Below are 23,284 nucleotides of genomic sequence, written 5' to 3' on the forward strand. Positions count from 1 at the left end.
CCGGGGTGTTGCCGCGGTGGTCTAGTGGACGGAGTGCTCGTCCAGCGGGAACGTCCCGCCGACGACGTCCTCCGCGAACGCCTTGGCCGCGCCGGTCATGACCGCGCGCAGGTCGGCGTACTTCTTCACGAACTTCGGCACCCGGCCGGAGGTCAGGCCCAGCATGTCGGTCCAGACGAGCACCTGCGCGTCGGTCTCCGGGCCGGCCCCGATGCCCACGGTCGGCACGTGCAGCACCCGGGTGACCTCGGCCGCCAGCTCCGCCGGTACCAGCTCCAGCACGACCGCGAAGGCGCCCGCGTCCTGCACGGCCTTCGCGTCCCGCAGCAGCTGCTGCGCCGCCTCCTCGCCGCGTCCCTGCACGCGGTAGCCCATCGCGTTGACGGACTGCGGCGTCAGGCCGATGTGGGCCATGACCGGGATGCCGGACTCCACCAGCAGGCGGATCTGCTCGTGCGAGCGCTCGCCGCCCTCCAGCTTGACCGCGCCGACCCCGGCCTCCTTCACCAGCCGGGTCGCCGAGCGCAGCGCCTGCACCGGGCCCTCCTGGTAGGAGCCGAACGGCAGGTCGCCGACGATCAGGGAGCGGGTCGTACCGCGGACGACGGCCGCCGAGAGCATGGTCATCTCGTCTAGGGTGACGGGCACGGTGGTCTCGTAGCCGAGGTGACAGTTGCCCGCCGAGTCGCCGACGAGGATCACCGGGATGCCGGCCTCGTCGAAGACGGACGCGGTCATCGCGTCGTAGGCGGTGAGCATGGGCCACTTCTCGCCCCGCTCCTTGGCGAGGGCGATGTCGCGGACGGTGATGCGGCGGGTGCCCTTCCCCCCGTACAGCGCCTTGCTGCCGTCGGAGGGCTTGTTCTGGGCAGCCGAGAGCTGCGTCATGGCAACGGCTCCTTCAGTCATCTCGAGGCGCCCTGACGGCGTCCCCGGATCGCCTCCATGGTGGCACCTCGTGCCGGACACGGCCAGAGGGGGGTTCCGTGATTAAGGCCTTGGTAAAGAAAATAAGATACGGAACGGTTCCGTATCGAAATGCCCCTAGGCTCGTACCCATGACAAGTCCCGTCCCTGCCCCCCGGATACCGGAGGCGGTGCACCGGCGCCGCTGGGCGATCCTGGGCGTGTTGATGCTGAGCCTGCTCATCGTGGTGCTCGACAACTCGATCCTGAACGTCGCCATCAAGACCATCGCCACTCCCGCGCCCACCGGCCTCGGTGCCACCCAGGGCCAGATCGAGTGGGCGATCAACTCCTACACCCTCGTCTTCGCCGGCCTGCTGTTCACCTCCGGCCTCATCGGCGACCGGATCGGCCGCAAGAAGGTGCTCCTCGGCGGCATCGCCGTCTTCGGCATCGGCTCGGCCCTCGCCGCCGAGTCCGGCTCCCCGGCCCAGCTGATCGCCTACCGCGCGCTGATGGCCGTCGGCGCCGCCTTCGTCATGCCCGCCACCCTCGCCGTGCTCATGAACGTCTTCGAGCGCGAGGAGCAGCCCAAGGCCATCGGCATCTGGGCCGGCGGCGTCGGCCTCGCCATCGCGATCGGCCCGATCACCGGCGGCGCGCTCCTGGACCACTTCTGGTGGGGCTCGGTCTTCTTCGTCAACGTGCCGATCGTGATCCTCGCGCTCGTGCTGATGATCTGGCTGGTGCCCGACTCCCGCGACCCGAGCCCCGGCCGCCTCGACCCCGTCGGCGTGGTGCTGTCCGTCGTCGGCCTGGTCCTGCTGGTCTACGGCATCATCAAGGGCGGCGAGCTGGCCGACTTCACCGACCCGAAGGTACTGGCGACCATCATCGCCGGCCTCGTCGTGCTCGCCGGGTTCATCGTCTTCGAGAAGCGCAGCGACCACCCGTCGCTGGACGTCAGCTACTTCCGCAACAAGGCCTTCTCGGCCGCCATGAGCGCCATCGCGCTGGTCTTCTTCGCGCTGATGGGCGTCACGTTCTTCGGCGTCTTCTACACCCAGAGCGTGCGAGGCTACTCCCCGCTGGAGTCGGGCGTGCTGATGCTGCCGCTCGCCGTCGCCCAGCTGATCTTCGCGCCGCGCGCCCGGCTGGTGGTCGACCGGTTCGGCAACAAGGCCACCACCACCGCCGGTCTGCTGCTGATCGCGGCGACGCTGGCCGCGTTCGCCGGCTTCGAGGCCGACACGCCCATCTGGCTGTTGGAGGTCGTCTTCTTCCTGATGGGCACCGGCATGGCGCACATCATGACGCCCACCTCGGTCGTCATCATGCAGGCCCTGCCGCGCGAGAAGGCGGGCTCGGCCTCCGCGCTCAGCAACACCTTCCGCCAGGTCGGCGGCGCCCTCGGCATCGCCGTCCTCGGCTCGGTGCTCGCCACCTCCTACCGCAACGGCATCGAGGGCAAGCTCGGCGCGCTGCCGCCGGCCCTGCGCGACACCGCGGGGGAGTCCATCGAGGCCACCCTCGGTATCGCCGAGAAGCTGGGCCCGCGGGGCCAGGCCCTGGTCACCCCCGCCGACGACGCCTTCCTGCACGCCATGCACATCACCGCCCTGTGCGGTACGGGCGTCGCGCTGGTCGGTGCCGTGGTGGTGGCGCTGTTCCTGCCGGGCAGGCCGCAGGCCGGGCAGCCGAAGGACAAGGAAGCGGAACTGGTCGGCGCCAAGGACTGACGGTCCGGCGCGACATCCACGGGGGAGGGGGGCCGTTGCGGGAGAATTCCCGCAGTCAGTGAGAGGACGGTACGACGTGAGCCTTGCCGACAGCCGGCCGCGGCCGGAGGGACCCGTGCGGGGCCGGCCGCGCAGCGAAGCCGTGGAACACGCCATCCTGGAAGGCGTGATGAAGCTCCTGGAGGAGGGCGTGCCCCTCGCCGAGCTGTCCATCGAGCGCGTCGCGCGCACGGCCGGGGTCGGCAAGGCCACCATCTACCGCCGCTGGAGCGGCAAGGAGGAGTTGTTCGTCGACGTCGTCCGCGCCGCCGAGCCCCCCGACCCCGAACTCCCCGGCACCTCCCTGCGCGACGACCTCGTGGTGCTGCTGGAGTCGCTGCGCCGGCGCGGCCTGGCCAGCCGCTCCTCGGCGATCCTGCACAACGTGTACGCGCAGATGAAGAGCAGCCCGCGGATCTGGGCCGCCTACCACGCCAGTGTCATAGAGCCCCGCCGCGTCCTCGGCCTGGAGGTGCTGCGCCGCGGGCAGGAGAACGGCGAACTGCGCGCCGACGTCGACCTGGAACTGGCCAACGACATGTTCGTCGGCCCCATGCTGGTGCGCGCCGTGATGCGCCCGGAGGGCGACCTCCCCGAGGGGCTCGCGGCGCAGATCGTCGACACCGTCCTGGCCGGCCTACGGCCCGTCAGCTCGACAGCCTAGTCACGCCGATGTGCGGGTTCCGTCACAGACCCCGCCCGGACGGGGACTAAACGGAACTCTCCGCCCCGCACCGCTCGTCGTCCTCTTCCGTAAGGCCGTCACGCGACGGCGGGAACGGGACCGATCATCCCCTAGGGTCGGAAGTGAACGGGGGACGAACGGTGTGCACGGCAGGCAGTGAGGCAGGCGGTATGGCGCAGCAGGCGTACATGACGGAGACGGACGGCGGCGGCTCGGGGCCCGAGCGACCGGGAACCCGGCTTCGGCGCCTCGCGCACCGCCTGGCCGCCGGCTGGCGGGACGATCCGGGCATCTGGCGCCGTGGCCTCGTGCTCGCCGCGCTGGCCCTGCTCCTCGGCCTGGTGATGCTGGTGCACTCCCGCATCCCCAACCGGGTGGGCAACCTCGGCAGTCTCACCGAGACCTTCCTGCCCTGGCTGGGCCTGGCCGTCCCGGTGCTGCTGGTCCTCGCCCTGCTGCGCCGGTCGGCGACCGCGCTCGTCGCCGTGCTGCTCCCGGCGGTCGTGTGGCTGAACCTGTTCGGCGGACTGCTCACCGACCGGTCGGGCGGCGGCGGCGACCTGACGGTGGCCACCCACAACGTGAACGCCGACAACCCCGACCCGGCCGCGACCGCCCGCGACGTGGCCGCCTCGGGCGCGGACGTGCTGGCCCTGGAGGAGCTGCCCGCCTCCGCCGTCCCCGTCTACGAGAAGGCGCTCGCGGCGACGTACAAGTACCACGCGGTGGTCGGCACGGTCGGCCTGTGGAGCAGGTACCCGATGGCCGGAGTGGAGGCCGTCGACATCAAGCTCGGCTGGAAGCGGGCGATGCGCGCCACGGTCACCACGCCGAAGGGCCCGGTCGCGGTGTACGTCGCCCACCTGCCCTCGGTGCGGGTGAAGATGCAGGCCGGGTTCACCGCCCGGCAGCGCGACAAGAGCGCCGACGCGCTCGGCGAGGCCATCGCCGACGAGACGCTGCACCGCGTGGTGCTGCTCGGCGACCTGAACGGCACGATGAACGACCGTTCGCTCAACGCCGTCACCTCCCAGCTGCGCTCCACGCAGGGCGCGGCCGGCAGCGGCTTCGGGTTCAGCTGGCCGGCGTCGTTCCCGATGGCGCGGATCGACCAGATCATGGTCAAGGGCGTGCGGCCGCTCAGTTCCTGGACGCTGCCCCGCACGAACAGCGACCATCTGCCGGTGGCCGCGCGTGTGAAGCTCGACACCCCGTCGTAACCCCGGGGGACCGGGGGAATACCGGAACCGAGCGTATTTGTTCCGGACGGGAACATACTGCGAGACTCGCACCCGTACGGCACCACGCTCCTCGAAAGGTCCCCCATGCCCCTGGCCCTGCTCGCCCTGGCCGTCGGAGCCTTCGGCATCGGCACCACCGAGTTCGTGATGATGGGCCTGCTGCCCGACGTCGCGGACGACCTGGGCATCTCCATCCCGAGCGCCGGGCACCTGGTCTCGGCGTACGCGCTGGGCGTCGTCATCGGCGCCCCGCTGCTGGCCGCGCTCACGGCCCGGATGTCCCGGCGCACGGTCCTCATCGCGCTGATGGCCCTGTTCGTCGCCGGCAACGCGCTCTCCGCGTTCGCCCCCGGCAACGGCTCCCTGCTCGCCGCCCGCTTCCTCAGCGGCCTGCCGCACGGCGCGTTCTTCGGCGTCGGCGCGGTCGTCGCCACCGGAATGGTCCCGCCGGAGCGCAAGGCCCGCTCGGTCTCCCTGATGTTCCTCGGCCTGACCGTCGCCAACGTCGCGGGTGTCCCCGCCGCCACCCTCATGGGCCAGCACCTCGGCTGGCGGGCCACCTTCCTCGGCGTGAGCGCGATCGGCCTGGTCGCCATCGCGTCCCTCGCCCTGCTGATCCCGCGCGACGGCACGCACGCGGCGCCGTCGGCCGGCCTGCGCGGCGAACTGGCGGCCCTGAGGTCGCTGCCGGTGTGGCTGGCCCTCGGCACCACGGTCGCCGGCTTCGGCGCGCTGTTCGCCGCCTACAGCTACGTCACCCCGATGCTGACGGACACCGCCGGCTTCGCCGAGACGAACGTCACCGTGCTGCTCGCCCTCTTCGGCGTCGGCGCCACCGCCGGCAACCTCCTCGGCGGCCGGCTCGCCGACCACTGCCTGCGCGGCACCCTCTTCGGCGGCCTGGCCTCCCTGGCCGTCGTGCTGGGCCTGTTCCCGCTGCTGATGCGCGCGGAGTGGAGCGCGGCCCTCGCCGTGACACTGCTCGGCGCGGCGGCGTTCGTCACCGGCTCCCCGCTCCAGCTGATGGTCATGGAGAAGGCCTCGGCGGCCCCCTCCCTCGCCTCCTCTGCCAACCAGGCCGCCTTCAACCTGGCCAACGCCGGCGGCGCCTGGATCGGCGGCCTGGCCCTCGCGGCCGGCCTCGGCACGACCTCCCCGGCGCTGACGGGGGCGGCCCTGGCCGTCCTGGGCCTGGGGGTCGCGGGCGTCGCCCACGCGGTGGACCGCCGCCGGGCGACCCCGTCGACGGGCCGGGTCGTCACCTCCCACCTGCCGGAGGAATCAGGGGCGTTGCACCACTGACCCGTCCCGCGGCCCGGCGGTACGCTGGACCGGCCACCGGCGCCGTGCCGGAGGCGCGCGCAGGCTCGCCCCTCGACAGGAGGCACGGTGCGACGGACGACGGTGGCGGCCGAGGACCGGCCGGATGTGCGGTGGGGCTGGTTCCTGGCCTGGCTGGCCGTCGGCGGGGCCTTCGCCCTGGGACTGGCCGCCCTGCTGTCGTTCGGCGTGATCCTGATCGTCCTGGCCGTGGCGGCCGCCGTGTTCCTGCTCCGCCGGGGACCTGGGACCGCCGTCGCGGGGAGCCTCACCGGCCTGGCCCTGCCGCTCCTCTACCTCGCCTACTCCAACCGCGGCGGCCCCGGCACCGTGTGCGCCACCACGGCCACCGCGCAGACCTGCACCGACGAGTACGCGCCGGTGCCGTTCCTGGCCGGCGGCGTACTGCTGTCCGCCGCCGGCCTCCTCCTCTTCGTGCTCCTCGGCCGCCGCTCCGGCCGCCGAGCCCGCCCCGCGGCTACCAGGTGACCGGCAGCCGCACCGGGAAGCGGCGGATGGTCCCGGTGTCCCACTCGATGTCCTCGGGCGGCACGGCGAGGCGCAGCTGCGGGAAACGGGTCAGCAGAGCGGTCACCGCGCTCTCCAGCTCGGCCCGCGCGAGCGGCGCGGCCAGGCAGTGGTGCCCGCCCCACCCGAACGTCATGTGCGGACGCACCGGCCGTTCCAGGTCCAGCCGGTGCGGATCGGGGAAGACGGCCGGGTCGCGGTTGGCCGCCAGGTAGGACACGTGCACGTAGTCGCCGGCACCGATCGCGGTGCCCTCGACCTCCGCGTCCTCCAGCGCGATCCGCGGAATGCCCACGCCCTTGCGGAAGGGGATGAACCGCAGCAGTTCCTCCAGCGCGCCGGGGAACCGGTCGGAGTCGCACACCAGCGCGGCACGGTCCTCGAACCGGGTCAGCAGCAGGTAGACGATGTTGCTGATCTGGCAGGTCGCGGTGTCGTTGCCGCTGAGGATGAGCGTCACCGCCATGACCGCCAACTCGTCGTCGCCCAGCGGCTCCTCGCCCGGCGGCAGCGGCGCGGTGATCATCGCGCTGAGCAGGTCCTCGCCCGGTGCCTCCCGCCGGGCCGGGATCAGCCCGGCGAAGTACTCCCGCAGGGCGGCCTTGGCGTCGGCCGCGTCCTCGCGGGCGTCCGGTGAGGTGACCAGCAGCCGCATCGTGTACGTCCGCAGCCGCTCGCGGTCGGCCTCCGGTACGGCCAGCAGCTCGCAGATCGTCAGGTGGGGCAGCGGGACCGACAGGCGCGTCACCAGGTCCGCGGGCGGCCCCTCCTCGGCCACCGCCGACAGCAGCTTGGCCACGACCTCGTCCACGGCCGGCCGCATCGCCGCCACCCGCTCCCGGGTGAACGCCTGCGCCGCCGCCTGCCGCAACCGGGTCACGTACGGCGGATCGGTCACGTTGATCGATTCCGGTGACACGATCGGCTCCGGCGTCATCCGCGGATAGTCCCGCCCGATGATCGCCGCCCGGCTGAACCGGGGATCGCACGTCACCTGCCGCACACCGGCGAAGCTGGTCACCAGCCAGGCCTCGGCCTCGCCGTAGGGCAGCCGGATGCGGCTGACCGGGCCGCGCCCCGCCAGCGAGGCCAGCGAGGGGTCGAACTCGAGCGCGTCGGCGAAGTCGAAGGGGCAGTCGAGCACTGTCGGGTCCTGGGACGACATAGAGCCTCCTTGGTGCGCCGCTGGGCGCGTCACTTCCGAGGGCGTTGCGAGGGTGACGGCCGTGGATCCCGGGGGCGACACGGAAAGGCGCCGACACGGCCGGCCGCTGAGCGAAGTCGGTATGCCGGGGCGGCGGCGCCACAGGGTGCCACCTCGTCCCTGGAAAAGGTCATCACCTGCCAATATGCGACAGTTCGACGCACCTCGCAGAACAGGAGCTTCAGGCAATGAAACGGCTCCGGGGCGCGCTCGCACGCGGGTGGCTCAGGTCCGGAGTCCCTTCACGTGCACCATGCTCCGGTGCCTGTGAGGCGCTGTTGTGACGGCGGACGACCGAGGGCGGATCCGCACAGTGAAGGGCTCCACGTGTACGTCCACGCCGGGCCGGCCGTGCGGGCGATGTAGGTCGCATTCGGGTTCAGTCATGTGATTCGACTCCAACGCACGGCAACGCCTCTCACTCGCCTGTTCCAGCCCGCTGTTCCGGTTCGGGCAGCTCGCACCAGACCGTCTTGCGGTCCGCCTCCCGGACCACTCCCCAGCAGGCGGCGAGCCGGGCGACCAGGGCCAGGCCGCGGCCGGACTCCGCCGTGCCGGCGGCGGACAGGACCACCGGCAGCGCGTGCGGGTCCGGATCGGTGACCTCGACCCGGGTACGGCGGTGAGCCGCGGCCCTGACCCGTACGGTCACCGGCGTGCCCTCGCCCAGGTGGTCGATGACGTTCGTCAGCAACTCCGTGGCGCACAGCCGGACGTCGAAGTCGTGCTCCCTCAGGTGGTGGCGCAGTTCCGGCGCGGCCTTCGGTGTGGCGAGCAGACGCAGTTCCAGCGGCGCCATCACCCGGCCGCCGTCTTCCGCAGCGCGGCGGCGAGGGCACGGGCGGTGGCCGTGTTGCAGCTGCCGAGCACGACGAGCCCGGCGGGCGGCTCGTAGCCACCCGCGAAGCTCGGCAGGTCGACGCGGAGGGAGGGCAGCGTGATGTCGTGCAGGGCGAGTGCCGTGCGGAGTTCCTCGACGCAGAGGGTGACGTCGTAGGCGGTGGGGGAGCGGTCGGGCATGGGGGTGGATGACCTTCTGTGCGGTCTGTGACGAACACCTCACAGAGTGTCGTCCGGCTCGCTACGGTGAAAGAGGTTTCGCGTTCGCGACCAGGGCAGCGGAGGAGGGTGAGTGGTGGCTCGCGGCAAGGACATCGACGGCTCGGTCAGCGTCCCGACCTTCTACGGCAAGGAGTTGCGGTGGAAGAGGGAGGCGGCGGGAATGTCGTTGGAGACGTTCCTCGAAGGCAGCTTCTACGGCAAGACGTACCTCAGCGACATCGAGCACGGGGAACGGAGGATGCCGGTCGAGCTGGCCCGGCACGCGGACCGGGTACTGGGGACGGACGGTTTCTTCGAGCGGCGTTGCGAGGATGTGCGGAAGGCACGGAGGGGCGGGCATGCCGCGTACTTCGAGAAGGTATTGGAGGCGGAGAGACACGCGACGACCATTGAGGAGTGGTGCCCGATGCTCTTCCCGGGGTTGCTGCAAACTCCGGCCTACGCGCGAGTCGTTGTCCTGGCGGCTGTTCCGACGTGCCTCGATGACGCGGTGGAGGAGAGAGTCAGTGCCCGAATGGCACGCGCCGATCTCTTCGAGGCAGACCACGACACACCGGAGTACTGGGTGATCCTGCACGAATCGCTGATCACCGACTCGGTACTGCCACCCGAAGGCATGGCTGAGCAGTTGGAGCGCATCGTGGAGTTGGCTGAACGCCGCCGGATCACTTCGCAGGTTCTGCCGCGGAACTGTGGAGCCCACCCGTTCATGACCGGCTCGGCGAAGATCATGACGTTCGCTGATGCCCCGCCGTTGTTTTATACGGAGGCGCTGCACAGCGGTGACACCATCGACGATCCGGCTCTCGTGAGGGCGTACCGAAGGTCGTACGATCGGCTGAGGGCCGCCGCGCTGTCACCGGTGGCGTCCCTTGACCTGATCAAAGCTGCGGCAGGGGACTATCGAAATGGCCATCGCCCGGATCGACTTGAGTGACGCGCTCTGGCTGAAGAGCAGTTACAGCAACGGAACCGGCGGAGACTGCGTCGAAGTCGCCTCCAACGTCCCCAACTTCGTGCCCGTACGCGACTCCAAAGTCCATGGCGGACCCACTCTCCTCCTCCCCGCCACCGCCTGGGCGCCGTTCATCGCTTCCCTGAAGTCGGCGTAGGGGCAAACGCGAAGGGGCGTGCGGTCCACGCGGACCACACGCCCCCTGCCGTTCAGCGGAGCGTCAGTGCTTGCCGTACGACTTCACGTAGCCGTCCGCCGGTGAGCCGACGCCCGTCACGTCGTCGTAGCCCTTGACCGCGGACAGCGAGCTGTCCTTGCCGAGGCTGCGGACCGAGTACAGCAGGCCGCCCGACTTGTCGAGGCCGTTGGCGAAGTCCACGCGGACGACCGCCAGGCCGGAGCCGGTCGGGTTGTCCGTGACGTCGTGGAAGACGCCCTTCTTGCCGTACTTGGCGTAGATCGTCGGGTTGGCGAAACCGATCGCCTTGCCGCCGCGCGCCTCCTGGGCCAGGGCCTGGACCGCCGCGATGACCGGAGCGGCGAGCGAGGTGCCGCCGATGCGGTACTCGCTGTACTGCTGGGTGCCGTCGGGGAAGGACTGGGTCTGGCCGACCAGGAAACCGGTGTTGGGGTCGGCGATGGCCGCGATGTCCGGGACGACGCGGTTGCCGGAGGCGTTGTTGGCCTTGGCGAGCGAGTCCGGGACGACGCCCTTCTGGTAGTACGGCTCGGCGACGGTCTTGCTGGTGCCGCCGCCCGCGCCCGAGGTGAACGCGCCGGGGAAGTTGGTCCAGCTCTTGCCGTCGGCCGACAGCGCCGCCTTCTGGGTGCCCCAGCCGGTCTCCCACTGGTAGGCGTCGCCCTTGCCGACCGCGAGCGAGGTGCCGCCGACCGCCGTCACCCACGCCGAGTTGGCGGGGGTGTCGACCTGCTTGGCACCGCTCTTGGCGGCCTGGTCGCCGTCGTCGCCCGAGGAGAAGTAGAAGCCGATGCCCTGCACCGCGCCCAGCTGGAAGACCTGGTCGTACGCGGCGGCGAGGTCCGGCGTCTGGTTGGCCTCGATGTCGCCCCACGAGTTGGAGACGATGTCGGCCAGGTGGTTGTCGACGACCTTGTCGAGCGAGTCGAGCAGGTCCTCGTCGTAGCAGGACGCGGCGCCCACGTAGGTGACGTCGGCGGCCGGCGCGACCGCGTGCACGGCCTCGACGTCGAGGGTCTCCTCGCCGTACCAGCCGGCCGCCCCGCACTCCTCGGTCCTGGTGTAGTTCGCCGGCAGCGACTGGTGCAGCTGGCCGGTCTTCCAGGCCGCGTCACCGTGCTTCTTCGCGTAACTGCCCGCGTCGAAGGCGATGGTGGGCGAGGCGTACGCGTCCGTGATGGCGATGCGGACGTGCTTGCCGGTGTACGCGCCGGCGCCGTACGCGGCGCGCAGCTGCTTGCCGGTGTAGCCCTTGACCGCGTACGGAATCTTGTGGCCGTAGGCGTCCGGCAGCGTGCTCGCGGTCTTCGAGCCGTAGTACGAGGAGAACGGCCCGGAGTTCTTGAACACGGCGTCCGGCGGCGGCAGCTGGTCCTCGTGGTTCGCCTTGTGCGGGGCGTTGTCCAGACCGGTGACGGTGAGGACGGCGCCCTTCAGGCCGGCCGGCACCGACGCGGTCACCGCGGGGGCGCGGTAGGTCTTGGCCCCCTTGGCGAAGTTGTGCAGCTGGGTGCCGAACGCCTTCTCGGCGGCGGCCACGTCACCGGAGACGGCGACGTAGTGCGCGGTGACCCCGGTGACGGTCAGACCGGCCGACTTCAGCCAGGACGTGACCGCGGCCACCTGGGCCTTGGTGGCCCCGAAGCGGGCCTGCGCCTTCTTGGCGCCGAGGTACTTGCCGTACAGCGGCGAGGCGGGGTCGGACACCTGCTTGGCGTAGGCCGCGAGGCCCGCCGCGTCCCGGCCGGCCAGGTAGACCCGGGCCTTGACCTGGGCGCTGTCGGAGGTCGCGCCCTTGTCCGCCTTGGCCGTGGCCCACGCGGGCTTGGTGCCCTTCAGCGTGTCGCGGGCCGGGGAGCCCGCGGCGTGCGCCGCGGGTATGCCGAGCGCCAGCGCACCGGCGATCATGGGCAGTGTCGCTGCCATGCTCACACCGGCGCGCATGGTGGCACGGTTGGATCTCATAGAACCCCCTGCGATGCGTTTCGCATGCATGTAGTGGTCGGTACGTCGTGGTTCCGCGCGCCGGCCCGCGGCGGTGTCGGCCGGCGAAGGGATCACACGATGGGGGTCACTCTTGCGATGAACCGTTCATGTCAGGGGAACGTAAAAGTCAAGAGAAGCTCAAGGAGTCGCCCACAAGGGCGCTTTGAGCCTTTCGTCCTTACGGTGGTGTTACGAAGGGGCTTGCGCGCCCCGCGCCTCGAGCATGCCGGCCATCAGCTGGATCTCGGACTGCTGGGCCTCCACCATGCCCCGCGCGAGCCGCTTCTCCACGCCCACGGTGCACCTGGCGACACACCCCTCGGCCATGTGGACACCGCCCTTGTGATGCTCCGTCATCAGCTGGAGGTAGAAGACCTCGGCCCGCTTTCCGCTCAGCGTCCCGAGCTTCCTCAGGTCGGTGTCGGTCGCCATGCCCGGCATCAGCGCGCCGTCCCGGCCGGCGGGCATGTCCCCCATGCCCATCCACGTCATGGGCGGCTCGGCGGACACCTTCGGCAGCTCCCACAGGTCCAGCCAACCCAGCAGCATGCCGCGCTGGTTGGCCTGGGTCTGCGCGATGTCGTAGGCGAGCCGCCGGACCTCGGCGTTCTTCGTGCGGTCCCGCACGATGTACGACATCTCCACCGCCTGCTGGTGGTGGACGGCCATGTCCCGGGCGAACCCGGCGTCGGCCGACTCCGCGCCCGGCACCCCCGTACCCGCCCCGCCCGACTCTCCGGCGACCGCGTAGGTGATCCCGCCGGCCGCGACGAGCACCGCCGCCGCGGCCCCCGCGATCCAGCCGGCCCGCCGCCGCCTCACTTCATGACCCCGCCGGTGCACGAGGCACCCGGCTCGGGCGTCTGGCTGCCCTGCACGTAGGCGGCGAAGAACTTGTCGACCTCCGGGTCCTTCGCGCTCTTCACCGCCACCTGGTGGCCCCACGCCGACAGCAGCAGCGGGGCGCCCTGGTTCTCGTACGGGCTCATCAGCGAGTACGGCGTCTTCTTAACCTTCGCCGCCAGCGCCTCGACGTCCGCCTTCGCCGCCTTGCCCGTGTACGTCACCCAGACCGCGCCGTGCTCCAGCGCGTGCACGGCGTTCTCGTCCTGCACGGGCTTGGTGTACACGTCGCCGTTGCAGTTCAGCCACACCGGGTTGTGGTTGCCGCCGACCGGCGGGTGCATCGGGTACGACACCTTCGTCGTCACGTGGGTCCGGGACAGCTTGCCCGACCAGGTCCGCACCCCGTCCTTGCCGGTGGTGAAGTGCCCGGAGTCGCCGGAACCCTTGGCGTCACCGCTCGCGGCCGTGTCCTTGTCGCCGGACTGCTTGTGCACGAGGACCACACCGCCGACGGCGAGACCGGCGACGACGACCACGCTCGCGGCGACGGTCAGTGCCCGGTTGCGGCGCTCGCGCACCCGGTCCGCGCGCCGCATCTCCTCTATACGCGCCTTGCGCGCCGCGGTGCTGCTGTTCTTGCCGGAACCCATGAGGCGTGTCCTTCTGCGAAAGCGAGACGTGGAAGGTGGGGCCCGCTGATCGTAGTGCGCGGGCCCCGCGATCACGTAGGGCGGACGCGGGAACCGGCTGATTTGAAGCGGGGATGCGCGTTGCCTACCCTCGCGGTATGCGGCTCCTGCGCTCCACCGACCTGGCGCTGCGCGTCCTGATGCGACTCGCGGTCACCGCCGGCACCACCCCCACCACCCGCCAGGTCGCCGCGGACATGGACGTGCCCTACACGCACGCCACGAAGGTCGTCGCCGAACTCCAGCACCTCGGCCTCGTCGACGCCCGCCGCGGCCGGGGCGGCGGCATCGCTCTGACCGAGCGGGGGCGGACCGCGTCGGTCGGCGCGGTGGTGCGCGCCTTCGAGGGCGACGGCGACGTGGTCGACTGCGACGGGACGACCCCCTGCCCGCTGCGCGGCGGCTGCCGCCTGCGCGGTGCCCTGCGCCGCGCCCAGGAGGCCTTCTTCGCCAGCCTGGACCCGGTCACGGTCGCCGAGATCGCCGCCGAGCCGACGGGCGCGCTGCTGCTGGGCATCTCCCAGGGGCCCGGACCGGCCTGACCGCTCCCGGCCCCCGCCCCCGGGTGCCGCCGCTCAGTCCTGGGCCAGCCACAGGTCGGGGCCGAACACCTCGTAGTGCACGTCCGCCGGAGCCACGCCCCGCCCGATCAGCTGGGCGCGGACCGCGCGCAGGAAGGGCAGCGGGCCGCACAGGTACGCGTGTGTGCCGGGCGGCACGGCGATGCCGGCCAGGTCGACCAGGCCGGTCCGCTCGCCCGGTGCGGCGTCCCGCTCGTAGAAGAGGTGCACGGACGCGTCCGGCAGCGCGTCGGCGTACGCCCTCTGGTCGGCGCGCAGGGCGTGGTCGGCGGGGGAGCGGTCGCCGTGCACGACGGTGACCGGGCCGCGGTGGCCGGAGGCGGCGAGGTCGGCCAGCATCGCGGCCATCGGGGTCACACCGATACCCGCCGAGGCGAGCAGCAGCGGCGTGTCCGGGCCACCGGCCAGGACCAGGTCGCCGAACGGTTCGGACAGCTCCAGCAGGTCACCGGGGTGCACGCGGGTGTGGAGGTGGTGCGAGACCTCGCCGTCGGGCGCCGCGCCGCCGCGCACCCGCTTGACCGTGATCTGCCGCACCGTCTCACCGGGCGCCCCGGACAGGCTGTACTGCCGTATCTGCCGGGCCCCGTCGGCCAGGGCGACGCGGACGGACACGTACTGCCCGGCGCGGAAGGCGGCCACCGGGCCCCCGTCGGCCGGCCGCAGCCGGAAGGTGACGGCGTCCGCGGTCTCCGTGATCCGCTCCACGACCTCGAACTCCCGGAAACCCGGGCCGCCGCTCTCCTCGTACAGCCGCTTCTCGACGGCGACGAGCGCGTGCGCCATCAGCCAGTACACCTCGTCCCAGGCGGCGGCCACCGCGGGCGTGACGGCGTCGCCGAGCACCTCGGCGATGGCGGCGAACAGATGCTCGTGCACGACCTCGTACTGCTCCTCGGTGATCCCGAGGGAGGCGTGCTTGTGCGCGATCCGCGCGAGCATCGCGTCCGGCCGCCGGTCCGGGTGGTCCAGCAGGTGGGAGGCGAACGCGGCGATCGAACCGGCGAGGGCCCGCTGCTGGGTCCCGGAGGCCTGGTTGCCGCGGTTGAACAGGTCCCGCAGCAGCTCGGGCCGGGCGGCGAACAGGCGGCCGTAGAAGCGCTCGGTGATCTCGCCGAGCCCCGCGCCGACGGCGGGGAGGGTGGCGCGGACGGTGGCTGCGGACTGCTCGGTCAGCATCGGGGCTCCTCGGGGGATACGACTCGGCCGACCGGCACGCTAGGTAAACTTGCATATTGGATGCAAATTAAACGGGCGTGGTGTCGCTCACCACCGGAACGGACCGGACACCCCCGCCGGAGGCCCACCGCCGCCGGACCGGTCGCCGCACGCCGGACCGGCCATTACGGATGACGGCCCGAGCAGGCAAGATGGGCGGCAGAGCGGTACACCTGCCGTAGGAGAGGCGTTCACACCCAGGACGCTCGGGCGATCAAGGTCCGCAACGCGCGTGAAATGGTGTTGTGGTGGGATGCTCAGGTGCCCGACCGCCTCCCGTGCTACGGGAGACAGGCGGCCTGACCAGCAAGGATGGGGAAGCGGAAGATGGACAAGCAGCAGGAGTTCGTGCTCCGGACGTTGGAGGAGCGCGACATCCGGTTCGTACGCCTGTGGTTCACGGACGTGCTGGGCTTCCTCAAGTCCGTCGCCGTGGCCCCCGCCGAGCTGGAACAGGCCTTCGACGAGGGCATCGGCTTCGACGGCTCCGCCATCGAGGGCTTCGCCCGGGTCTACGAGTCCGACATGATCGCCAAGCCGGACCCGTCCACCTTCCAGGTCCTGCCCTGGCGCGCGGAGACCCCCGGCACGGCGCGCATGTTCTGCGACATCCTCATGCCGGACGGCTCCCCGTCCTTCGCCGACCCGCGCTACGTCCTCAAGCGCGCCCTCGCCCGCACCTCCGACCTGGGCTTCACCTTCTACACCCACCCGGAGATCGAGTTCTTCCTGCTGAAGGACCGCCCGCTCGACGGCTCCCGCCCCACCCCCGCCGACAACTCCGGCTACTTCGACCACACGCCCACCAACGTCGGCATGGACTTCCGCCGCCAGGCGATCACCATGCTGGAGTCCATGGGCATCTCCGTGGAGTTCTCCCACCACGAGGGAGCCCCCGGCCAGCAGGAGATCGACCTCCGCTACGCCGACGCCCTCTCCACGGCCGACAACATCATGACGTTCCGCCTGGTCATGAAGCAGGTCGCGCTGGAGCAGGGGGTCCAGGCGACCTTCATGCCCAAGCCGTTCTCCGAGCACCCCGGCTCCGGCATGCACACGCACCTCTCCCTCTTCGAGGGCGACCGCAACGCCTTCTACGAGTCCGGCTCCGAGTACCAGCTCTCCAAGGTCGGCCGCTCCTTCATCGCGGGCCTGCTGCGGCACGCGGCGGAGATCTCCGCCGTCACCAACCAGTGGGTCAACTCCTACAAGCGCATCTGGGGCGGCTCCGAGCGCACCGCCGGCGCCGGCGGCGAGGCCCCCTCGTACATCTGCTGGGGCCACAACAACCGCAGCGCCCTCGTCCGTGTCCCCATGTACAAGCCCGGCAAGACCGGCTCCGCCCGCGTGGAGGTCCGCTCCATCGACTCCGGCTCCAACCCGTACCTGGCGTACGCGGTACTGCTCGCCGCCGGCCTGAAGGGCATCGAGGAGGGCTACGAACTCCCGCCGGGCGCCGAGGACGACGTCTGGGCCCTCTCCAACGCCGAGCGCCGCGCGATGGGCATCGAACCCCTCCCGCAGAACCTCGGCGAGGCCCTGACCCTCATGGAGAGCAGCGACCTCGTCGCCGAGACCCTCGGCGAACACGTCTTCGACTTCTTCCTCCGCAACAAGAAGTCGGAATGGGAGGAGTACCGCTCCGAGGTGACGGCCTTCGAGCTCCGCAAGAACCTGCCGGTGCTGTAGGCGAAGGTCGGGGCCTCACGAGCCCCGGACGTGCGTGTGGCCGGCCGCTCGGAGCGGCCGGCCACACGTTCACGGGGGGCGGATCACACGGCGTTGATCTGCCAGGCGATCACGCCGGTCGATCCCCGGGTGCCGTCCACGTCGACGCGGACGGGCCTGTCCGCGGTGATCCGCTGTTGGACCACCGACTTGTCGCACGGCACCGTGGTCCCGCTGCCGGCGTCCGCGGGCACGAACGTCAGCCGCGCGTTCCCCTTACCGGCACACGCGAGGCTGATCCGGTACGTCTTGCCTTTGCTCAGCGTCGGTTCGCTGTGGATGCCGTCGGTCACGCGCTCCGCGCCGGACTCGACCGGTGTTCCGCCGCGGACGGCGGCGAGAGCCGCCCGGGCCTGCTTGCCGAGTTCCTTCTCCGAGTGCTCGGTCGCCGTCCGGGCCGAACTCGGTGTGGGCGACCGTGAGGCACCCGCCTTGTCCCCGCCGCTGCCGGACGTCGTGCACGAGGTGAGCAGGAACGCCGCCAACAGGACGGAACACCCGGCGAACCGGGCCGCTCGAAGGCTGGAACAGGTCATGACGTGGTTCCCCGATGCTCGTAGCGGCCGAACACGTAGACCCTAGGGGAACGCGGAAGTCCCCCCGGAGCCGGCCGAGGTGGTCGTTCCGGGGGGACTTCGGCGGGTCAGTCCCTGCGGAGGCACTCGATCTCGTAGTCGCCGGTGTCCTCGTCGATCGTCACGCCGTGGGTCTCGCTGCGGAAGCCCGGGAAGCGGCGGTCGAAGGTCTCCAGGGCGGTGAGGTAGCGCAGGAGGGGACCGTCGGACGTGCCGGTGGACTCGCCGGGCATCAGGACGGGGATGCCGGGCGGGGTCACCGTGACCATCGCCGCCGCCACCCGGCCCGCCGCGTCGGCGATCCGCACCCGCTCCGTGCCGCCCCGCACCAGCCGCTGGTAGCAGTGGTGCGGCGGGAACACCGGCTCGGGCAGCTGCTGGAACGCGGTGTCCAGCAGCTCCACCAGGCGGGCCGAGCGCAGCTCTTCGTGCATCTCGCGGCACAGCTGGGGCAGGGTCATCCCGGAGTAGCGGCGGGGGTGCGCGGCGACCGCCTCGGGCAGCACCCGGTCCAGCGGGGCGGCACCGTCGTACAGGGCCTTGAAGTCCATCAGGGCGTCCAGCAGCGTGCCCCACTTGCCCTTGGTGATGCCCATGGAGAACAGCACCAGGGTGGTGTAGCTGTCGGTCTTCTCCACCACGATGTTCCGGGTGGCCAGGTACGCGGTCAGGACGCGCGCCGGGATGCCCTCGTCGGCCATCTCACCGGTCGCGGTGATGCCGGGACAGGTCAGCGTGACCTTCACCGGGTCCAGCATGCAGTGGCCCTCGCTCAGCCCCGGGAACCCGTGCCACGCGGCGTCCGGCTCCAGCAGCCAGCACGACTGCTCGGTGCGCAGCAGCTCCGGCGGGGCCGCGTCGAAGGCGAGCCGTTCGCCCGTCGCCGGGTCGGTGACCTCCTCCGGCTGCCACACGCCGAAGAACCACGGCGGCCGGTCCCCGGCGCTCTCCACCCGCCGGCGCAGCCGGACCATCTCCTGCCGGAAGCGGACCGCCTCCGTGAGCGCCTCGTCGATCAGCCACTCGCCCTGCGGCCCGTCCATCATCGCGGTCGCCACGTCCAGCGAGGCGATCATCGGGTAGAGGGGGGAGGTGGTGCCGTGCATCATCAGGGCCTCGTTGAAGCGGTCGTGCTCCACCGGGGCCCGGGGCGCCGGCCGCACGTGCACCATCGCGGACTGCGACAGCGCGGCCAGCAGCTTGTGCGTGGACTGGGTCGCGAAGACCGTCGGCCGGTCCGGGCCGGGGAAGGTCTCGGCGTCCACCGACATGCCGTACCGGCCCGCGTACAGCGGGTGGAAACGGGCGTACGCGAACCACGCCTCGTCGAAGTGCACCCGGGGTGTGCTGGCCGACAGCGCCCGCGCCGCCGGGACGGCCGCGTAACTGAGGCCGTCGTAGGTGGAGTTGGTGAACACCGCGTACTGGGCGTCCCGGGAGACGGCGCCCTCGGCGAGCGGGTGGGCGGCGATGCGGGCGGCGATGGAGTCCGCGGCCAGCTCGGCCGGGGGCAGCGGGCCGGCGAGGCCGTAGCCGTTGCGGGTGGGGATGAGGTAGACCGGCCGGGCACCGGAGACGACCAGCCCCTGGAGCACCGACTTGTGGCAGTTGCGGTCCACCAGGGCCAGTTCGTCACGGGTGACGCTGAAGTGGCCCACCAGCCGGTTGCAGGTGGAGTCGCCGTGCAGCACGAAGTAGGTCAGCTCCGAGCCGAAGACGCGGGCCGCGTTGCGTTCGGCGTCGCCGATGGGGCCGGTGTGCTCGAACAGCGAGCCGAGCTGCTCCACGGAGATCGACAGGTCGCTGCGCAGCAGCCGTTCGCCGAAGTAGTCGTGGAAGGCGCGTCCGGCGGGCGACTTCAGGAAGGCGACGCCGCCGGAGTGGGCGGGGGTGTGCCACGAGTACTCGTGGGCGTCGTCGAAGCGGCGCAGCGCCCGAAAGAACGGCGGCAGCACCTCCTCCCGGTAGGCGCGGGCGGCGGTGGTGATCCGTCCGGCGATGAACCCGGGGGTGTCCTCCAGCGGCCACACGTAGCCGACGACCGTCTCCGACACCCACAGCGGCAGGTCCTGCACGCCCTCGTCGGACATGACCAGGAACACCGGCAGGTCCCGGAACCGCCGCCCGATCCGGCGGAGCACTGCCGCCCCGCCCGTGGCCGCTTCCGCGCCCGGGTGGGTGGTGCCGTCCAGCACGGGCGGGGTGGCGAGCGCGGCCCCGGGGCCGTCGCCGGTGATCCGCGGCCGCGTGCCGTCGCCGGGCAGGTCCCAGGCGACCAGGGCCGCCGCCAGTCCCGCCTCGGTGCGCAGGACCGCCTCCGCGTCCTCGGCGGTGACCGCCCAGCGCACCCCGAAGCCGCCCGCCTCCACCGCGTCCCGGATCTTGCGCAGCTGTTCCGCCGCGGCGCCCTCGGCACGCGGATGCTCGGCCACCGCGACCAGGATCTTGTTGTCGGACATCCGTGCCCTCGTCTCTCCCGGCAGCCCACCGGCCGCCACCCCGGGCAGTCTCGGGGGCGGCGCGCCGCGAGCGCGGGAGCCCGGGTCGGGAAGACACCGTGATGGCGGAAAGGGCGGCCGGCGTGTTGACCCGGGGCGCGGCTATCCGAGGTACGCCGGTGACACCGCGGACGCGGCGATCCGCCGGGGCCGTCCCGACCCGTCCGCCGGGACCTCGTACAGGTCGGCGCCGTAGTCCCCGGGCAGGGCGTACACCAGGGTGCGCGTGTCCCGCCACAGCGCCTGGTCGTCCACGCTGCGCGGTTCGGCGAGCGGGGTCTCCCGCATCGTGCGCAGGTCCAGGACGTACAGCCGCCAGGGCGCGTCCGCGGGCAGCCCGGGCACCCGCTTCTTGTACGCGATCCGGGTGCCGTCCGGGGACAGCGACGGGCACTCCACGTTGCCGTGCAGGGTGGTGACCGTGCGGTCGCGCAGGTCGCCGCGGACCAGGTAGGTGTGCCCCCCGGTGGCCAGGGTGGCGTAGAACGTGCGGTCGTCGGCCGCGAAGGTCACGCCCCAGAAGTTGGCGTCGGCCGCCCGGTAGGTCCGCCCGTCCCGGACGATCCGGAAGGACTCCAACGACGGGATCAGCCTCCCCGTGCGGGTGTCCACGATCGCGGCGCGCGTGGAGAAGTCCGTCCCGGCGTACGAGTCACCGCCCACGAACGCCGTCCAGGACACGAAGTGCCCGGTGGGGGAGGTCCGGGCGCGCGAGGGTATGCCGGGCACGTCGTAGCGGTCCACGATGTGCAGCCGGGCGTCCAGGACCAGCGCGCGGTAGGTGTCCGAGACCGGCCCGTGCACCGCCTGGAGGCACACGCCGGTGCCCGCGGCGGCGTGGAAGCGGAGGCACTTGAGGCCGGCGGCGGTGCGCGGTCCGCCCGGCTCGGCGGCCGGGACGGCGGTCAGCTCGTCGCGGTGCGGTCCCCACGCCATGTTGCGGAAGACGAGGCGTCCGGGCCCGCTCAGCGTCACCGTCCCCGGGGTGACGCGCGGACCGCCCGCCCGCGTGTGGTCACGGCGTTCGGCGCGCGCGGAGGCGTGCAGCACGGCGGCCAGCCCGACCGCCGCCAGCACGGCGACGGCCGCGACGAGGACGAGGACACGTGAGCGTACGGTCACGCGGTCACCGTCCTCGCCGGGCGCAGGGTCAGGGAGAACGCGGCGCACCCGGCCAGTGCCACCGCCGCGCCCGCCAGCGCCGCCCGGTCGCCCCACGCCGTCCAGGCCGCCCCGAACAGCAGCGAGCAGGCGAACCGGGTCAGCGCCTGCCCGGTCTGGACGACGGCGAGACCGGAGGAGCGCAGCCGCTCCGGGACGCTCCCGGAGGCGGCGGCCATCAGCACCCCGTCGGTGGCCGCGTAGAAGGCGCCGTGCAGGGCGAGGACGAGGTACGGCAGCCCGATGCCGTGCCAGGAGGTCAGCAGCAGGGCGTAGGCGAGGAGCAGGGCCCCGTGCCCGGCCAGGAACACCGTCCAGCCGCCCACCCGGTCCGCGAGCCGGCCGAACACCACGGCGAGCAGCAGGAACGCGGCGGCCGTACCCAGCGGCAGCAGCGCGAACCAGCGGTCGGGCACCCCGAGACGGCGCCGCAGCAGCAGGTAGACGAAGGAGTCGCTGACCGTCGCGAGGCCCAGCAGCAGCGCGCACACGGTGATCCGGCGCAGGTCGCGGTGGCGCAGCAGCGCGACGGCGGCCCGCAGGGTGGGCCGCTCACCGGGGGGCGCCGTGCGCCGGCCGCCCGGTACGAACAGCACCAGCACCAGCAGGCCGAGCGCGGCCACGCAGCCGCTGACGGCGAACACCGCGTCGTACCCGTCCACGGTGGCCCGCAGGATGAGGAACGCCGCCAGCGGTCCGAGCAGGGCACCGGCGGTGTCCATCGCGCGGTGCACGCCGAAGGCCCGCCCGCGCGTCTGAGGCGTGCTCGACAGCGAGATCAGCGCGTCGCGCGGGGCCGTGCGCAGCCCCTTGCCGGTGCGGTCGGCGGCGAGCACGGCCCCGATGGGGGTCAGCGAGTGCGCGACCAGCAGCAGCGGCTTGCACAGGGCCGAGATGCCGTACCCGAGTCCGGCGACCCACTTGTGCCGTCCGCCGCCCCGGTCGGCGAGGTGCCCGCCGACGAGGCGGACGAGCGCCGAGAAGCCGTTGTAGACGCCGTCGAGCAGCCCGAATCCCAGGGGCGACAGGCCGAGTCCGGTGACCAGGTACAGCGGCAGCACCGCCGTCACCATCTCCGACGACACGTCGGTGACCAGGCTGACCGTCCCCAGCGCGACCACCGTCGGCGCGACCGCGGCACGGCGCCGCCCGGCGGTGGGCCGGGCGGTGCCGTGGGCGGGCGCGGACGCGCGACTGTCCGCTACGTACACGTCAGGACGCCCAGACGCCGGTGATGTCCTCGGCGCCGGCCGCGTTGCCGGCGTGCGTGGTCAGGCCCTGGGTGTCCTCCAGGGTGCGCAGCAGGTCGTAGTGGTCGTAGGTGACCGCGGAGCTGGAGCCGGGGGTCACGGGCTGTCCGTAGAGCACGGTCGGGATGCGGTTGCCGCTGAGCCGGTTGTCCTCGTCGAAGGTGACGACGAGCAGGCTGTTGTGGGTCCTGGCCCAGGTCGCGTACGCGCCCAGGTTGTTCTTCAGCCAGGTGTCGCCGGTGGACACCGAGCAGTCGTGCATGTCGCTGCACAGGTTCGGCACGACGAAGGACACCTTGGGCAGCGTCGAGTAGTCCGCGGGGAACTGTGCGAACGTCTTCGCGGACGACACCGGCACGTTGCTGAAACCGAACCAGGGGTTGTGCTTGCGCGCGTAGTTGCCGCTGCTGCACGTGGTCGAACCCTGGCTCGGCAGGGTCTCGTTGTAGCTGGCCCAGCTGCGCCCGGCGGCGATCAGCTCGGACGCCAGGTTGGGCGCGGAGGAGAAGCCCGGCGTGTAGCAGCTGTCGTCGGTGACGCCCTGGGTCGAACCGGAGAACAGCGCGAAGTAGTTGGGCTGGCTCGGGTGGGTCTCGGCGTACGACTGGGTGAGGTTCGCGCCGCCGGTCTTCAGCGAGTTGAGGTACGGCGCGCTGGAGGAACCGATGACCTGGCTGTAGGCGTGGTTCTCGAAGACCACGACGACGACGTGGTCCGGGCTGGGCACGGTGGCCGCGGCGTGCGCGGACCCGCTGCCGAGCCCGGTCCACAGCCCGAACGCGGCCGCGGCGAGGGCGGACGTGGCCGCGACGACGGTACGGGCACGGCGGTACACGGAACTGCCGGACACATCGACCTCCGAGTGTGGGTGGGC

The 23,284-nt window shown here is 71.9% G+C and carries 22 protein-coding genes; 9 read left to right on the plus strand and 13 right to left on the minus strand.

The genetic code is table 11. The annotated features are described in order from the left end of the window. Positions 1-21: 21 nt before the first annotated feature. A complete protein-coding gene (gene panB, locus ACIQVT_RS07410; RefSeq protein WP_403748922.1) occupies positions 22-888 on the minus strand; it encodes a 3-methyl-2-oxobutanoate hydroxymethyltransferase in 867 nt (288 codons plus the stop codon). Between the two features lie 170 nt (positions 889-1,058). On the opposite strand from panB, the gene ACIQVT_RS07415 reads away from it, so the two are divergent. From ACIQVT_RS07415 to ACIQVT_RS07435, 5 genes are all read left to right on the plus strand, one after another. Then, positions 1,059-2,645 carry an MFS transporter gene (locus ACIQVT_RS07415; RefSeq protein WP_403748924.1) on the plus strand — a complete coding sequence of 529 codons (1,587 nt, stop codon included), beginning with the start codon at positions 1,059-1,061 and terminating at the stop codon, positions 2,643-2,645. Between the two features lie 76 nt (positions 2,646-2,721). Then, positions 2,722-3,348 carry a TetR/AcrR family transcriptional regulator gene (locus ACIQVT_RS07420; RefSeq protein ID WP_403748926.1) on the plus strand — a complete coding sequence of 209 codons (627 nt, stop codon included), beginning with the start codon at positions 2,722-2,724 and terminating at the stop codon, positions 3,346-3,348. A gap of 191 nt (positions 3,349-3,539) precedes the next feature. Next, on the plus strand, positions 3,540-4,589 hold the full coding sequence (locus ACIQVT_RS07425; RefSeq protein WP_403748928.1) for an endonuclease/exonuclease/phosphatase family protein: 1,050 nt from the start codon (positions 3,540-3,542) through the stop codon (positions 4,587-4,589). 105 nt (positions 4,590-4,694) lie between these two features. Beyond that, positions 4,695-5,912, plus strand: a complete 1,218-nt coding sequence (locus tag ACIQVT_RS07430) for an MFS transporter (RefSeq protein ID WP_403748931.1) — start codon at positions 4,695-4,697, stop codon at positions 5,910-5,912. Positions 5,913-5,999: 87 nt separating this feature from the next. Next, complete coding sequence (locus ACIQVT_RS07435; RefSeq protein ID WP_403748934.1) at positions 6,000-6,419, plus strand: hypothetical protein; 420 nt, start codon at positions 6,000-6,002, stop codon at positions 6,417-6,419. Here ACIQVT_RS07435 and ACIQVT_RS07440 read toward each other — a convergent pair. The 3 genes from ACIQVT_RS07440 to ACIQVT_RS07450 all read right to left on the minus strand — a co-directional run bounded on the left by ACIQVT_RS07440 (position 6,409) and on the right by ACIQVT_RS07450 (position 8,682). Beyond that, entirely contained in the window at positions 6,409-7,623 is a 1,215-nt protein-coding gene (locus ACIQVT_RS07440) for a cytochrome P450 (protein ID WP_403748937.1), read from the minus strand. The genes ACIQVT_RS07435 and ACIQVT_RS07440 overlap by 11 nt on opposite strands. A 457-nt stretch (positions 7,624-8,080) precedes the next feature. After that, positions 8,081-8,461 (minus strand): ATP-binding protein, encoded by a 381-nt coding sequence (locus ACIQVT_RS07445; protein ID WP_403748940.1) that lies wholly within the window; start codon positions 8,459-8,461, stop codon positions 8,081-8,083. Next, positions 8,461-8,682, minus strand: a complete 222-nt coding sequence (locus tag ACIQVT_RS07450) for a hypothetical protein (RefSeq protein ID WP_403748943.1) — start codon at positions 8,680-8,682, stop codon at positions 8,461-8,463. Before ACIQVT_RS07450 ends, ACIQVT_RS07445 begins: the two co-directional genes overlap by 1 nt. Before the next feature lie 115 nt (positions 8,683-8,797). Between ACIQVT_RS07450 and ACIQVT_RS07455 the strand changes: the two genes are divergently transcribed. Together ACIQVT_RS07455 and ACIQVT_RS07460 are read left to right on the plus strand one after the other, a co-directional pair. Beyond that, positions 8,798-9,661: a helix-turn-helix transcriptional regulator gene (locus ACIQVT_RS07455; RefSeq protein ID WP_403748946.1), complete on the plus strand. Its 864-nt coding sequence runs from the start codon at positions 8,798-8,800 to the stop codon at positions 9,659-9,661. Beyond that, on the plus strand, positions 9,633-9,836 hold the full coding sequence (locus tag ACIQVT_RS07460; RefSeq protein ID WP_403748949.1) for a DUF397 domain-containing protein: 204 nt from the start codon (positions 9,633-9,635) through the stop codon (positions 9,834-9,836). Before ACIQVT_RS07455 ends, ACIQVT_RS07460 begins: the two co-directional genes overlap by 29 nt. Positions 9,837-9,899: 63 nt before the next feature. Here the strand turns inward: ACIQVT_RS07460 and ACIQVT_RS07465 are convergent, their stop codons facing one another. The 3 genes from ACIQVT_RS07465 to ACIQVT_RS07475 all read right to left on the minus strand — a co-directional run bounded on the left by ACIQVT_RS07465 (position 9,900) and on the right by ACIQVT_RS07475 (position 13,360). Continuing rightward, positions 9,900-11,843 (minus strand): protease pro-enzyme activation domain-containing protein, encoded by a 1,944-nt coding sequence (locus ACIQVT_RS07465; protein WP_403748952.1) that lies wholly within the window; start codon positions 11,841-11,843, stop codon positions 9,900-9,902. Positions 11,844-12,053: 210 nt separating this feature from the next. Then, positions 12,054-12,686 (minus strand): DUF305 domain-containing protein, encoded by a 633-nt coding sequence (locus ACIQVT_RS07470; protein WP_403748955.1) that lies wholly within the window; start codon positions 12,684-12,686, stop codon positions 12,054-12,056. Continuing rightward, positions 12,683-13,360 (minus strand): DUF3105 domain-containing protein, encoded by a 678-nt coding sequence (locus ACIQVT_RS07475; protein WP_403748957.1) that lies wholly within the window; start codon positions 13,358-13,360, stop codon positions 12,683-12,685. The genes ACIQVT_RS07470 and ACIQVT_RS07475 overlap by 4 nt, the downstream gene beginning before the upstream one ends. A gap of 137 nt (positions 13,361-13,497) precedes the next feature. Here ACIQVT_RS07475 and ACIQVT_RS07480 point away from each other — a divergent pair, with 137 nt between their 5' ends. Further along, complete coding sequence (locus ACIQVT_RS07480) at positions 13,498-13,941, plus strand: RrF2 family transcriptional regulator (RefSeq protein WP_403748959.1); 444 nt, start codon at positions 13,498-13,500, stop codon at positions 13,939-13,941. Positions 13,942-13,974: 33 nt separating this feature from the next. Here the strand turns inward: ACIQVT_RS07480 and ACIQVT_RS07485 are convergent, their stop codons facing one another. Further along, on the minus strand, positions 13,975-15,159 hold the full coding sequence (locus ACIQVT_RS07485; protein ID WP_403748961.1) for a globin domain-containing protein: 1,185 nt from the start codon (positions 15,157-15,159) through the stop codon (positions 13,975-13,977). 366 nt (positions 15,160-15,525) lie between these two features. On the opposite strand from ACIQVT_RS07485, the gene glnA reads away from it, so the two are divergent. Further along, entirely contained in the window at positions 15,526-16,887 is a 1,362-nt protein-coding gene (gene glnA / locus ACIQVT_RS07490) for a type I glutamate--ammonia ligase (RefSeq protein WP_403748963.1), read from the plus strand. An 83-nt stretch (positions 16,888-16,970) separates the two neighbouring features. Here glnA and ACIQVT_RS07495 read toward each other — a convergent pair whose 3' ends face one another. From ACIQVT_RS07495 to ACIQVT_RS07515, 5 genes are all read right to left on the minus strand, one after another. Beyond that, the gene (locus tag ACIQVT_RS07495; RefSeq protein ID WP_403748966.1) at positions 16,971-17,462 is read right to left on the minus strand and encodes a hypothetical protein; all 492 of its coding nucleotides are present in this window, start codon (positions 17,460-17,462) and stop codon (positions 16,971-16,973) included. A 107-nt stretch (positions 17,463-17,569) separates the two neighbouring features. Continuing rightward, positions 17,570-19,960: an Orn/Lys/Arg decarboxylase N-terminal domain-containing protein gene (locus ACIQVT_RS07500; RefSeq protein ID WP_403748968.1), complete on the minus strand. Its 2,391-nt coding sequence runs from the start codon at positions 19,958-19,960 to the stop codon at positions 17,570-17,572. A gap of 141 nt (positions 19,961-20,101) precedes the next feature. Continuing rightward, positions 20,102-21,121: a TolB family protein gene (locus ACIQVT_RS07505; RefSeq protein ID WP_403748971.1), complete on the minus strand. Its 1,020-nt coding sequence runs from the start codon at positions 21,119-21,121 to the stop codon at positions 20,102-20,104. Beyond that, positions 21,118-22,371 carry an MFS transporter gene (locus tag ACIQVT_RS07510; protein WP_403748974.1) on the minus strand — a complete coding sequence of 418 codons (1,254 nt, stop codon included), beginning with the start codon at positions 22,369-22,371 and terminating at the stop codon, positions 21,118-21,120. The genes ACIQVT_RS07505 and ACIQVT_RS07510 overlap by 4 nt, the downstream gene beginning before the upstream one ends. A 1-nt stretch (position 22,372) precedes the next feature. Then, a complete protein-coding gene (locus ACIQVT_RS07515) occupies positions 22,373-23,260 on the minus strand; it encodes an alkaline phosphatase family protein (RefSeq protein WP_403748978.1) in 888 nt (295 codons plus the stop codon). Positions 23,261-23,284 lie beyond the last annotated feature (24 nt).

Source organism: Streptomyces sp. NPDC100445 (genome assembly GCF_044759735.1).
GTDB lineage: Bacteria > Actinomycetota > Actinomycetes > Streptomycetales > Streptomycetaceae > Streptomyces.